The following is a 15368-nucleotide window of genomic DNA, read 5'->3' on the forward strand; positions in this document are numbered from 1 at the left end:
AGGCCTACTGAGGCAACACTTCAGGAAGACGTAAAATGGGTAGACAGCTTTTTAACGATAGTTCGCGGTGATGCTAATTTAAGAGCAGCATTGAACAGAATATACGGCTTGACAGGGACAGATGTGTTTACAGCTAACACGGGCGATGGAGCTGCGGCAAACGCAATAACGAAGAATCAGGGTGTAGTTTTGTTTGGTTTCTTGTATGACAAAGACGGTGTTCATCTTGTAACGAGGCCTACTGAGGCAACACTTCAGGAAGACGTAAAATGGGTAGACAGTTTCTTAGCGGTGATTCGTACAGACGGTACGTTAAGGACAGCGTTAAACAGAATATACGCTTTGACTGGTTTGGATGCGTTTACATCTACAACCGGCGACGGAACAGTAGCGATAACAAAGAACCAGGGTGTAGTTTTGTTTGGATTCTTATATGACAAAGACGGTGTTCATCTTGTAACGAGGCCTACTGAGGCAACACTTCAGGAAGACGTAAAATGGGTAGACAGTTTCTTATCGGTGATTCGTACAGATGGTACGTTAAGGACAGCTTTAAACAACATATATGGATTGATCGGCGCAGATGTGTTTACAGCCAATACCGGCGACGGAACAGTAGCGATAACCAAGAATCAGGGTGTAGTTTTGTTTGGATTCTTGTATGACAAAGATGGTGTTCATCTTGCAACGAGGCCTGCTGCAGCTACACTTCAGGCAGACGTAATTTGGGTAGACGGTTTCTTAACAACGATAAGAGGTAATACTACATTACAAACGGCGTTAAACAACATATATGGTTTGACCGGATCGGATGCGTTTACATCTACAACCGGTGACGGTACAACTACAATAACAAAAAATCAGGGTGTAGTTTTATTTGGTTTCTTATATGATAGATTGGGGGCCCATCTTGCAACGAGGCCTACAGTAGCTACATTGCGGGACGACATAATTTGGGTAGACGGCTTTTTAACGTATATGCGAGTTCCTGCAAATGCAGCGATATTTGCAGCTTTAAACAACATATACGGTTTGACTGGTGCAAATGCGTTTACTGCTAATACCGGCGATGGTCAACCGGCAAATAAGATAACAACAACTCAGGGTGTTTTACTTTTCAGCTTCTTGTATGACATAAACGGAAATCGCTTGGTGGCAATTCCGTCAAACACTACACTTTCTGATAACCTTATAGCTGTAAGTAACCTATTGACACAGTTAAGGGCGACATTGGGAGCCGTAGATGCATTCAATGACTTGTTCGGGACATCAATACTGGCAACCGGAGCATTGACGGCTGACGCAAACGGTTACTACCCTGATATGGCCATACTGATAGGAATGTTATACCTGAATCCTACTACGTACTGGAACGGATTAAGCATCTCGCAAAGAACAGCTCTTGTCGGCGCCACAGACAAAAACGGTGTTGCAATAGACGGTACGACCATTTATTCGGACCTGACCGTAGCCCAGCAAGCAATAATTGTCAACGCGGCACGAAGCAACGCGTACAGCGATCCTGCAACGTTTGCCGGTGACATAGTGGCTGTAAGCAATCTAGTTACACAGTTAAGGACGGTAACCGGAGCTCGGGACGCGTTCAACTCTTTGTTCGGGACAACGATACCTGCAAGCGGAATACTGACTCAGGATGTGAACGGCTACTTCACTGACATGGCTATATTGATGGGACTGCTATACAACGCTGACGGTACACATTCAAATGCGTTTGATAATCCTGAGGCCTTTGCCAATGATACTCTTCAGGTTTATACCTTAGCTACTTCACTATTTACCGATTATAGCACTGACGCAGCTTCTTCATTAATAGCGTGGCTCAATGCTAATCTTTGTGATTCCCTGGGAAATCCTTTGAATTTGGCTACAGATCTTGCCGGCTTAGTACAACAGATCGCAAATCAAAATCAACAGACAATTTATTTCTTATACAGTCTTTTGTACAAGAAAGACGGGACTCATTCAAATAATTGGAACAACCCGGGTGCAATAGAAGCCATTGATAATATTAGTTTAGGCAATATAACCAGTATTCTCGGAGGGCTGAGCGCGTTAAGGAATTTTGTTCAAATCGCGAGAACCACAGAATATAGCGCAGGTTTTTTTGGGCAGATTTCTGGTGCTGACATTATGAATATAGTGTACGGCATAGACATCAGCGGAAGAATTTCCAGGGAAGCTCTTAAAGGCATTTATGACAAGGCTTACGGTCCGGACGGTTCCCCTACGGTTATGCTGACAGATCCGCGGGCATGGTTTCGTATGCAGATAGTGGCATTCAACCTGGGCGATTTTATACGAATAGCCACAAACCAGAATATTATATTTTATTTAGTTTTGCCGATCATTGTGTTGTATGGAATAGCAAAAGGGATTTCAAGCTCCTTAGCAAAGAAGAAGAAGAAAAGAATGGCTGCCGGGAAAAGGCCTGAAATGCTTGCGAAACTTCTTCCTAAAAAGCCGATTACGCTGGCAGATATTGAATCCAAACTGTCTGTTTTTGTGGCACTCAACGCCATGCCGGCCCTGGACCCAAATATCACACCTGAAGAAAGAGAGAGAAGAACGCGAGATCAATTAGCTCTTTTCTTTTCGCCGGACGAAGTAAATTATTTAATCCCATTAGTAGAAGCAAAAAAAGTCATCCTTGAAAATCCGTTCAAGAAAGCGGAAGGATATAATCCCGAAGACAGAGGAGAAGCTCCCCCTGTAAACGGGTTCGAAAAAATGAAAAAGAGGGTAAACGGTTTCGCAAAAACGCTTAATAATCTAGCAGTTGACGCTTCAGGCTATATTACAGAAGATGCCCTCAAAAACCTGGAAGAAAGGTTCGGAAAAGAATATGGAAATACCGATTACCAAGTAATCATCTACATTATAAAAAATAAGTTACTTACCCGTGAAATTCTTATGGCGAAGTTGAAGGAAGCCGTAAAGGTTCACAACCGAGCCGCGGATTTTAACGGCGATATTTTTACCAATGCTCCGGATTTGCAGAACGGAATAGTATTTTCTGAGTTCAAAACAAAGGCAATTAACTACATTGAAAAAGATTTACTCGAAAGACTTAGAACAATGGATACCGCAAATGAGGCTCAAAGAAATGCTTTCAAAAATTATCTCAACTTATGTCCTCCGACCAGTGAGACCTTATTCTTAAAAAGAGTAATTCAAGAAAAAATCTTTGATGACAACGATGAAAGAAACTTAAATATAATACAAGTTTTTGCGCAGAATTGCATTAACGATGCGGCAAGAGATAACAGTCTAATGAATTTCCAACTTTTTATAAACAAACTGCTGGAGAAAAAAATATTAGAGCCAATTTTTGAAAATGTGTCCAGTGCATTACCTGACGAAATGATCCTTGCCGTAGATTACAAAGGCGATAGCTTAGCAGAAACCGCCCGAAAGGCAGCTATTGACGATGTGCTTCCCACTATTATCAGAAATCCGTATATGCTTAGTAAAGTCGGTAATAAAGTAAAGGTTGACCTTTATCCGGTTGACAGGACAATGGCTGTTGAAACTTTTGAGGAAAAAGTATTAGAGAAATTCCTTGTGCAGCCAATTATATATGCGCAACAGCATTCTTTTGGTCAGCTTACGTGCGTACCGGAACTGGTTACTTACACTGCAAAAATGATTGCGAAAAAAGTTGAAGCATTTGCTGCAGCACCGTTAGCCGGAAAGCCAGCTATTCGGACAGATATTGATTCCCGTATCAAAAATATCACCAATATTTTTGTTGGACTTGTTAAACAACAGATACCGGCGGCAAAGTTTATAACTGAAAGGCCGGAGTATGCCGAAGCCGCCGCTGAACTGAAAAAGAAGTTAATAGAAACTGATGTGTCGTTTCTTTTTGAAGCGCTGATGAAATTAATGAAACAGGGCACAGTAAGAATTGGTAATGCTGAGGTCGATGTTTCAAATCTTGACCTTTTCAACCTGCCACAAAATTTGGCTGAAGCATTTTTCCCCAATTTGAAAAATATCCTTTTAAATATTATTCCTTTGGCTGCCCCTCGTTTCTACGCAGACCACTATAATTTGGTGGCTGCTCTCAACGGGGCAATTGCAGACAAGCCGATTGATGTAGTAGCAAAAGCATTAAAGGAAGATACAGTTGGACTTATGAAATATGTTTTGACGAAAGCGGAGTACGAAGAGTTTAAGAGGCTTGAAAAGGTTGGCGTTTCAAAAGTAGTCAAGCATATAAAAGCCTATAAGGTTATAAGAAATTTATTAGGCATAGTTTTCGCGGTAACGGCATTTATAGGCGTATTGTCGTTTTTAGGAGTAATAATATCAATACCGATAATCGCTCTCGCCTTTACTAGCACGATTAGTTTTATAGGATTCCTGTGCATGACAATCGTTTCAAAATTCGGCACTGTAACCCGCGAACTGTTCTGGAAAAGAATATTTAAGCCCCTTCTTGGTTTCAAATTTTGGGGAATAGAGAAATTAAGCACTAAAGCCGCAACGGTTTTTCTTGCCGCCGTTTTCATTTTTGTCGGCATGCTATTTTTTGCCCCGGTGGTTCCTTTATTGAGCTTTATGAGCATGCCGTTTTTTGCATCAATAGCCGCTTCCGGTTTCAGCTCGTTTTTCGGAATGACTTTACTTACTATGTCGGCGGTCCTGCCGAAATTTATTATGGGCAAAGCGCAAAAGACAATGAAGGGTTTCTTCGTGAGCATCGGGACAATGTTTTCGATTTATTTCGGCGGGTTTTTGGGAGGATTCTTTGTATCCGGGCTTCCATCGGCTCTTTCCGCCGCGGCCATGTCCATTTTCGGCGCATTTTTCTCCCCGATAACGATAGTGGTTAGCGCTATAGTGCTTGTACTTATCGCTTTGCCCACATTCACGTCTTTCTGGCACATATTCATGGCAAAAAAAGCCATGAGCGCTCTTGGGGAGGGCACTTATTCCAAAACATTTAAGAAAAGCCTTTCAAGAGTAAAAGTCCAGTTGGCAGGCGGCATTTTAATGGTAGTGGGTTTAGTTTCCCTGATATCATTGATATTTATTCCCGGGATAGCCGCAGTCGTTATCGCTGCCGGAGGCATCTGGACAGTTATCGCAGTTGTCTTGGGAGCATTATTCGTTCTGGTTTCGGGCTTGGTTGCCATAGCAAAGCCAAAAATGAAAACCGCGGGAAAAACTACGGCTAAAGTTATACTTGGTATTTCCGGAATAGTTTTTCTTGTGGGCCTGGTAGGTTTTGCCGCATTAGCGCTTTTGTCCGGAGCGCTGATCACGGTGCTTGCATATACCGTCATAACGGCATTGCTAGTTTTTGCAGCAGGCGGATTGATATTCCTGAGAGGAAGCGCTATGTTCGGCGAGAAAACTTCTGAAATGGGTTTTCTGAAATATCATACCGCGGTGTACAAAGAAGTAAGGGGACTAGAAAATAAATACGGCCCCGTGCTTCCCACCGGGGAAACGCTGAAAGAAAAACTTAAAAGAGATGTAAATCAGGCGAGAAGAATACGTCTTTTGACTGAAAAAGAAGCAAAAAGCTGGCTGGATTATTTGGACGGGATCGGAGGAGGCTTTGTCCGGCCGGAAAACCCGATTGCAAGGAAAAAAATGGCTGAAATATTCAAGTCCGTAATACAGAAAAAACCTTTAGTGGACGACTTTTCTTCTTTAGGAAATATGACCAGCCACATAATGGCGGCAAACGATGAATTCAGCAAGAAATGGGAAATAATAACTCAAAAAGGTTCATTTAACAATAACACCGTATTTTTGGGCGTTGTTGCTAAGATGTACAGTTCTTCGTGGAACACCCTTTTAGATGATATCAGATTAAAGCTTAACGAGGCGATGTCGGATCCAAAAACTGAATTAACCGCTGTTGAGAGGCAGAAGATGGAAAAATTCATCAACGACCTTAGCAAAATGGACGAGCGCGAAATGCCCAAAATTCCGGAGTTTATAACTGTAAACGGAAACAAGTTTTATTCGGAAGTGGTCGTCGCTGAAATTGAAAAATTGGTTAATGATGTCACTCCGTCAAACTCGGCCGCAGTTGAAAATCTTCAATGGAACCGAAACGAGGAGCATCTCTATATGGCAAGCCAGTTCAGCGACAACCAATATTTCAACGCTCTTCAGACGATTATGCAGGACTATGCTACCCTCACGGAAGCCTACGCAGCTTTGTATCCGAAGAGAGCCGTTTTATCCGGCGATCAAAAGATATTTGTTGAAAATTATTTAAAATATGAAGAAATAGCCAAACGCAAGGACAGGCTTATTTTCCAGGAATGCAGGTTCTGGAACGGGGACGGAAACCTGGGTATAGATATCAATCTTATACCGGGGGCGAACTTCGGCAAACTAAAAAGTGTTGATCCAATAGAAAATCTTACTGATTATATGCAGTTACCTCCCAAAAAAACGGGGCTCCTTAGCAAACCCAATATTCCCGATTTTATTAAGAACAATGATGTTTTCAAAAAAGCTGTGTACACAACTTGGACACCCGATGAATGGGCTAAAAAATTTAATGAGTTCAGGGCAGTAAATGATCAGAAAATTCGGGAATATCTTGCCTCCGTTCCCGATAACGAAAAAATCGGGGCTACCTCTATCTGGGAAACTTGGAAGAATATATGCCGTGTGGCGGATATTTTGACCACCACGAAAAAGTATGATGTTGACAATTTCTATGTGCCGAGAGAGGAAGATATTATAAAGAGGTCCAAAAATCCGGGAATAGCTCAAGTTATGTTTGAAGGAGCGGGCGTAGTACGCTCTCAGGACGGTCAGGTGAAAGTGTCGTTAGGGCATAACATATGGTCGCTTAATTTTGTTACCCTTTACGACAATGTTCCTAACCTTGCCGCAACAAACCATCCCATGGAAATATGGGGAAGCGAACTTACCGAAGCCGGAGAAATATATGCCGGAAGCCAGGAAACGTGGACTTCATTAATTCAAAAAGCCCTTACCTTAATGACAAGTTTTTACGGGAAAGGCGGGGCAAGACCTTCAATGTTTAAATTCAGTCTCACGCCCATAGAAGATTCAGCCGCAGCTTTGGAACACAAGGCAAAAGGTTTTGTAACCATGCAGGTCGGCTGGATGGATATGGACTGGGGCAGGTCAACCCTCTGGGCTGAAAGCATCGCCAGTACCGAGCTGCGTTACGCCTATAATGTTACGAGAGCCATAATGGATATCGCCATATACCGCATGTTTATGGATCCTAAAGTCGGCTACGACCAGAAAGTCGCAAACCTTATGCTGTTTAACCATTACATTATGGCTCCTCTTATGGTGTTTAACACGATACTTCTGCCTTTCCTAATATTGTTTTCCAGTTTTGCGTTCCTGGTTCCTTTTTTCACAGCCATAACCATAGTCGGGCTGCTTATGGAAGCCATAAGCCTTTCAACTTTTGTCCGATATAGCGCCGAAACGGGAAGCGCTTGGCAGGGCTTAAAAATAATGCTCAGGGAGATGTATAGAGGATTTTTCGCTTGGGTAGGAAATATCCCGTTACACTGGCAGGGAGTAAAAAATGCGGTTCTGGACAGATTCAGTTACATAAGAAGCGATAAAGCGCCGTGGGCAGAGAAATACAGCGTTAAAGAAAGATATCAAAACGGGATGAACGTTACTTCAAAATACGGAGTAAAAGGCCTTCTGTTTTTCGGTTTATATATGATCAGTGTTTTCCTGCTTGCGGTGTACAGCAATGCATTGCCTCTCATCTTTATTCCTATGTCGTTTATCCCGGGATTAAATATAATTGCGATTTTCTTGATCGGAATGTCGGCCGGGTGGTCAATAGCTTTCAATATAGGCATGGGTCTTGTCGTTGCGATACCTTATTTCCTGTCGCTGATAGCATGGACAAACGGTTTTAACTCTTTCAGGGTATTCCTTCAAAAAAATGGGACAATAAAAACCCGCAGTTTCAGCGAGAATCTCAAATGGAGCTTGTTAATGTTTTTGCTTGCGCCGATTATTAGCGTGGTTTCCTTGGTGCAGAGATACTTCTGGTACGGCGGTTTTGGCAAAAAACCCGTGCCCGAAGTCCCCGACTTGCGGCCGGGACAAAGCGCTTTCTGGTACGTTTTCAAGCGCGCTTATTTAAGCGCAATGTCCGTCGGTATAGCAAACAGCATGAGCGCCAAAAAGGTATTTGACAACTATAAACGGCTGAACCTGACTGTTAGAGATTCTATCGGGATTTGTTCACAGAAATATATTGGTTCATATGGCGCAAAGAAGGCGGAAATTCTTGCCGTCATAAACGATCTTGCCGGTATAAACGATGACGAGAAAGGTATAAATTACGGCAATGCTCTTGTTAATTTTGACGAGCAGGGAGTATTATCCTCACTCAGATTTGAGAAGGGCGGGCAGACTAAGAACCTTTCTTCTTTTACTCTTAAAGGGAGCGCCAGATTTTGGCGAAATCCGATTACTAATGTGAATGCAAGAATAGATCTTGCCGGTAATATTATTATTTTGAACGAGTCCGGAGCTGTAGTTGATTTCAGCGATCCGGCTATGGAAGTCGCGCTCGCTGTTATTGATACGGCCGCAAAAGCCCGTGCGGCATTTAATGAAATCGGCGGCTATATTACAGCTCCCCCCGCTCGTCGCAATGACGCTGATGATCTTGACGCTCTAAAAAAAGCCGATGAAGTTCTTAGTAAAGTGATTGAAACTTATAGAGCTTCTGGATGGGATATTGTTGCTGCCGAACGCGCACAGAATTCAGTTCAGGCTCGCATTCTGGCTGGTCGTGTAAGGGCCGATGACGACGCTGCTCTATTGGCAGCTGTTAACTATTTGAAAGCGGTTTCCGATGAATTAAATACAATAGAAGTAAAAATAGACAGAAACGGAAATGTGGCCATAAATGTATTCCAATCCCTGGTTATATTATTTGGTGCCGTTTATGCGGCGAGCGCGAAACCCGATATTCCTGGAAAAATTCAGGATGCTTTAGACGTTTTTCTTGCCAAGATAGACGGAAATTATACTCCGAGTTCTATTGTAACGGCCTGCCTGGCTGCCCTGGAATACAGGGATAGTCTAGCTCGTCCGGCTAATAACGATCTTATCACAGCCATAGATACGGCCATAAACGAACTTATTAAAAAATTGAAAGGCGAAGCCCTGGAATATGTAAAAATGCATATTAATACCAGGTATTTTGTAAAACAATATAATACAGATGCCCGGCTTATTGCATATTTAGCAGCCACTCCCGGATTAATCGATCCTTCCACTGGCGCAGCATTTGCTAACGCGGCAGCTTTCAGAGCTAATGCTACGGCTGAGCAGAGGCAGGCGTTTGACGAAATAATGACAATACTAAATTCTTTGCCTCAATCATTGTTATCCTCGGAAAATGAAAGAGGAACCATCTTTGCCCTCGCGTTGCCTCTGATTTCGGCAAATGACAAAAAGAACGAACTGTTCAATAAATTGAACGAATTGCCTTTATTTAGGAGCGTCCAAAGAGCAGTTAATTTATTAGTAGAAAACGGCTTTACTGTGCTGGATGCTTTTAAACTTGCTTTATCGGCTGTTCCCAACGCTAAAAAACCGGATGTTTACTACATGTTCGCTAATAAAATAATAAAGTCCAAAAATTTTGCGGAATTTACAAAGTTTTATAAGATCGCGATTGCGATTATTGATCCTAGTACAAACGCCAAGCTTGTTGCATCATATTTGGCAGCCAATCCCGGATTAATCGATCCTTCCACTGGCGCAGCATTTGCTAACGCGGCAGCGTTCAGAGACCATGCTACGGCTGACCAAAAACAGGCATTTGAAGAAACAGTGAAAATACTAGAAATCCGTACCTCTATTAATAAAAAACTTGTAAAAATGTTTTCTGAAATAAAGCAGGATAAGAAAGGCGAAAAACATTTAACAGACGAGGTAATAAATATTCTCGGCATTGCCGCATCTTACGTGACTACAGAAACCGATAATGGAAGAAAAAGTAAAATTCAAAAAGCAGTAAAAGATGCGCTTAAAAACAGGTCGGACAGGGATAAAGTAATTGACGGTTTTTATGAAGATGAAATTAGAACTATATTTGAAGACGCAAATTATGCGGGAGGATATGTTGAAGCGGGAACTAATATAGATAATACGAAGCAAAAGATAGACAATTATGGATTTGAACTAACTGCTGTTGGCCATCCAACTTTAGCCAGAGTAATGAGTGTTGCTCCAAAGTATGCGTTGTCTCTTGGAAATCCAGATCACAGGAAAGGAATAGCTCGGGCTATTATAAACAATATAAATCAAAATAATTTAATGGCTGTTGATGTTGAAAGCCTTCTCAATCTTATTAAATCCGTGAATCCCGCAGATGTTACAGCTCTTTTGGAATTATTCGCAGATAAAATCATTGCACTGCTTGCTAACAATGACGCAATAAACAACGGTTCGGATTTTCTGATAAAATCCGCATCAGCTCTGATAGCTTTAGCAGTGAAACGTGATGCTTTGCTGGAAGCGGTTGGAAGCGGCTATTTTGTAGATCCTGTTGACAAGGATAAATATCTTGTGTCAATAAAATCCTTGAAAGAAGAAGTGTTGAAAGAAAATCTCGTTCAGGCTATTCTGGTGAAATCTTTTGAAAGAGTAAAAGGAGCAGCTCCAGCCTGGAATGATGTCCATGCAAAAAGGGCTATTTCTCAAGCCAAAATAATTTTGGAAAAAATTTATCCTAAAAATGAAACGGCTGTAAATCGTTCATTAGGAAAATCAATTTGGGAACAAGTCAAAGGAATCCTGATGGCGCTCATTCCTGATGTTGCTCAAGTTCGAGCTCTTTTGGGAGCTGTGGACGAAAATGATAGAAATAATGTCGCGATGGAATTCGGTAATTCCTTTATGGTTTCTTGGAATGGCCATTTTGTCGATCCGGGCGCTAATCAAGCGTTTTTTAATGGAAAAATTCAAGATTTGAATGCATATTTTGATAGTATTTTCCCGGCTGATGCGGCAGGCAGCGAGAATAAACATCAAAGTCTCGGGCAAGTGCTGGCTTACGGATATAATATGCTTGCCGGTTCAGCAGATAAACAGCAATTGTTGCTTAACGCTTTCATCGGAATAGCTGCAACGGATGCTTTAAAAACAAATATTCTTACGGGATTTGTTACGGGGCTTCTATATACCTTCAGAGGCAATTCCTTATGGACCGAAGAAAGCTTTTCTTCCGCTTTGATATTTTTTGAAAATATCATAAATTCTATCCCGGCCGGCGATCCTCTTATAGATCTTTTCTACAATTCTATTTCTTCTGTAATTAAAAATATATTTGACAGCAGGGCTATAAAAGCTGAAAAAATCCAAATTGCAAATGCCGTAACGAACCCGACCGGCCCGATTACCCTAAAAACAAAAATACTTGGACAAATCAAAGATGCCGATAGCGTAAAAGCAGTAATAACCGGAAATACGCCGTTCGGAATGTTTTGGGCGGCATCTAGCGCGGTCAAAAAAGGAGTAAGTTTTAAAAGATTATTTGCCGAAATAACTCAAAATATGTACGGGATGTACGCAGGAAAACGATTCAGAGCTGGTATCGGCGCTTTTGGCGCGGCGGTTTCCGCGTTAGATTTTGGATTAAGCGCAACGGTTTGGACTGAAGAATTTACAGTCAGTTCAAGAAAAACGATAAGAATGTTTCCTATGTATCAAGCAACCTGATTGCTTCGCAAAACATCTCTTTATTCGAGGCTGTAAGATTTGCTCTGGATAAGGCCCAGGCCGCACGGATTATTACCCCGGAACAGAAAACAGAAATTCTAAAATTAATTATAACCAGCTTGATAAAAAGCAAAAAGCCTGAAGAAATATTTGTTGCGGCGCTGGAAATGACGAAGATGTATTTTGGCGCTGGTAACCTTGCAGGCGCGGTGTCCGCAGCTTTTGAGATTATAAAGGGCCAGCTCGGTAATGATGATGTTCAGAAAGGGATTGCAAACTATTTTGTAAGTCTAATGGCTGACCCGGCAAAAAGAGCCGAAAAGGAAGCGATCGCTAATCTGATAAAGAATGAAGTGAATTTTGGGCCGGATCAGATTTTTGCAGATCAGGCTCAGAAAGACGGACTGATAAGAAAAATATTGTCGGTTATTTACACTGATTCTATAAATATAGCTGCAGTGCCAGAACCAGATCGTTTTGATAAGGTCTTGGAAGCTGTGGTTGACACTGGCCTGATAGACGACGAGAAAGAACTAGTTAAGGCCGCTCTTGATGTTATTAAGAATGAAATAGGGTTCCTTGGTGTAAGAACCGGTATTGTCAACAAAATGTTATTGCCGGCCGGACAAGAGGCTCTGGCTGAATGGATAAAAGAAAATATTGCTGTGGCGGGTGTTGGAGACTTAAGAAGAGAAATGATTATTAAAGCCAGTGGAGGCAATAGGAATTTCGCATCTGCAATGAAAATGGCAAAAAGCCTTTATCCTGATGCCGAAATTAAAACTGCCGTGATTGAAACTTTTAACATAGTTAAAGCAAACCTGGGTGATCCTGCTGTTCAAGAAACAGTAGCGGCTTATTACACCGAGGCAAGTGACGCAGATCGTGTAGTGCTTAACGAAGTGATTCATGATGCAGGTATTGGCGCGGCTCCGACGGATATATTTGCAGATGGGAACCAGAAAAAAGCATTAATTCAGACGATATTGAAAAAGGTAAAAGGTGTGCCCGTTCTGGTGCCTGCCAAGTTTACGGATTTGCATGCAATAGCCAATGCGATGAACACGGACAAAACAGAGGCGGTAAAAGCAGTTATTGAAATACTAGAACCTGCTGATTTTACGGATGATGTACAAAACCAGATAGCTAGTTATGTATCTGCGGGTACAACAAGCGATGATGAAGCCAATGCGGTTTATGGTTTTATTAAGGCAGCATTGTCGGTTTTGCCTATTGATCCGGCTTATAAAACGGCATTGAAAGCCTTGATACAAAAAATAATAAGTGGATTAAGAACATATTACAAAGCTGAGCCGGGAGTAGAATTATTTAGGGTCTTGCGTGATAAAGCATACGAGATGAATCTGGACAACCCAGATGAAAAACTGGATGCATTGAAGGCCGTGTTAAATGCCCTTACAGCGGAAGATTTTGCCGACAATACTCCAAATGGCGTTCAAGACCAGCTAGCGGCATTTGTGAAAAATGATACCACATCTCTACCGGAAGCAGATGCGGTTTATGCGTCTATAAAGAGGGTAGATGCGGCAACCAGGCCGGCATTAATTGAAAAAATATTGGAGGCAGTGTCAGAGGAATCATTTAAATATGTATTTACATCGGCAAAAGCGATGAATGAATCTTCGCCCGAAGGGATAAAAGCAGCAGCTAAGCAGGCGCTTTTGGCTGCAAAGCCTGCCGAGCCGGCTGTCAGGACTGAAGTGGCGCAATATATTGTTGCCGCAGCAACTCTTGGTTACGATAAAAAAGCTTTGCTGGAAGCTGTAAAATCGCTTTCAATACCGGACGAAATCTCTGATGTAAATAAACAAGCGTTTATTGTAGAAATTGTACAAGCAGTAAAAGCGGTTGGCGATTGGGATGAACCAAAAGCGAATGAAGCCATGCGAATACTTTTAATGCTAGGTTTAACTGTTTCTGCGCTTGATGAGGAGCAAAACAAGTTTATAGCAAAAGTAATTTCTGACATTTGTACTTCTGGTTTGCCTGATGCCCAAAAACAAATGTTTCCTAATGGTTTTGTAGCTGTCAGAAAAAGTATACCTTCCGCAGACCGCAAAGTTGAAATAATAAAAGAAATGAGAGGAGCAAATTGGACACAAATATTGGCAAAATGGGCTATAATCGCTTTAGTTACGTTAGGCATAAAACACGTGCCCGCTATTGCCGATTTTAATGGGTTTGTTGCAACAGCGACTGCCGAAATGTACAACAATGCCGGCAATGATGCCCAAAAAGTTATCTTTTTAGAAGGCATGAAAGATGGATTAGATGCAAGTATTCCGGATGCAGATGCTAAAAACGAATTAATAACTAATATCCTGAAGAAAATATTTGGAACACCGGCAACTGCTGCCGATGTATTGATAAGGTTTAAAGAAGTCATTAATGCAGCAAATGTAATATTGGGAGCACACCAGGAAAAAGAGGCGCTTCTTTTAGTTTCCGAAACATTGCTTGGGGCAGGATTAGGGGGAATTGCAAAAGCAAACATTCAAACACTTCTTGATTCCGGAACTCCTGAAGTATTTTCAAATAATCTTAAAATCATTAACGAAATTATTGCCCCAGTGATAGTGGCTGGCGGTTTAACCGATGTGCAAAAAGCTCTTTTGGGAGTGATATTGAAACAGGCGTCGTCTCTTGCAAATTATAGTGACGCTATTATACTTTATCCGGCGCTGGAAGCTCTTGTTCCGCAGGCAGCTGCGCCCAATCTTGCTGATTTAGTTATTAATGCTATCAACAGCATGGTAACTCTTGCACAACAGCCATTCCCTGCTGGTCTTGCGTTAGCAGAACCTTTAGCCACAGAAATCAGCACTCAGGTTGCCAGAGCGTTCGCCTTGATGTATCCCGGCCCTATTGCGGATGCAATAGCAAGGGCACTCCTGGGAAAATTGGATGCAGCGAAGACAGACGCGAAGACAGCGATAAGAACAGCGGTTGATGATGGAAATACGGCGCTTGATAATCTGGTTGCGGCTGAACCCCTCCGTGAAGTTCGGGAAGCTCCTGAAGTTACTGATGCATTAAGGGATCAAAAAGCGGCATTGGAAGCTTTAGTTAGGCCTGCCAATAATGCGATAGATGCTGCGGCAAATAATACTGTTGCATTAGTCAATGCAGCAAAGGATGCTCAAATAGCAATAATAGATACGGCGATAACTGCTGCAAATACGGCGGTGAGTAATGCTATAGCTGCAGCTAAACGAAGATTAGGTGATGAAGTATCTGCAGCGAAGACAGACGCAAAAACTGCGATAAGAACAGCAGTTGATGAAGGAAAGACAGCACTTGATGATTTAGTAACGGCTGAAAGCGCTGAAGTTCAGGCAGCTGTTGAAGTTACTGATGCATTAAGGGATCAGAAAGCGGCATTGGAAGCTTTAGTTAGGCCTGCCAATACTGCGATAGATGCTGCAGCAAATAATACTGTTGCATTAGTCAATGCAGCAAAGGATGCTCAAATAACAATAATAAATACGGAGATAACTGCTGCAAATACGGCGGTGAGTAATGCTATAGCTGCAGCTAAACGAAGATTAGGTGATGAAGTATCTGCAGCGAAGACAGACGCAAAAACTGCGATAAGAACAGCAGTT

Annotated in this window: 2 protein-coding genes; both read left to right on the forward strand. The window is 42.0% G+C overall.

Annotated elements, in window-relative coordinates:
* The first annotated feature begins 90 nt into the window (after nt 1–90).
* A complete protein-coding gene (locus NT145_05905) occupies nt 91–11742 on the forward strand; it encodes a hypothetical protein (GenBank protein MCX5782221.1) in 11652 nt (3883 codons plus the stop codon).
* A 167-nt stretch (nt 11743–11909) separates the two neighbouring features.
* Nucleotides 11910–15368, forward strand: a 3459-nt coding sequence (locus NT145_05910) for a hypothetical protein (GenBank protein ID MCX5782222.1), incomplete at its 3' end; no start/stop codon positions are given.

Source organism: Elusimicrobiota bacterium, assembly GCA_026388075.1.
In the GTDB taxonomy this organism is placed as follows: domain Bacteria; phylum Elusimicrobiota; class Endomicrobiia; order Endomicrobiales; family JAPLKN01; genus JAPLKN01.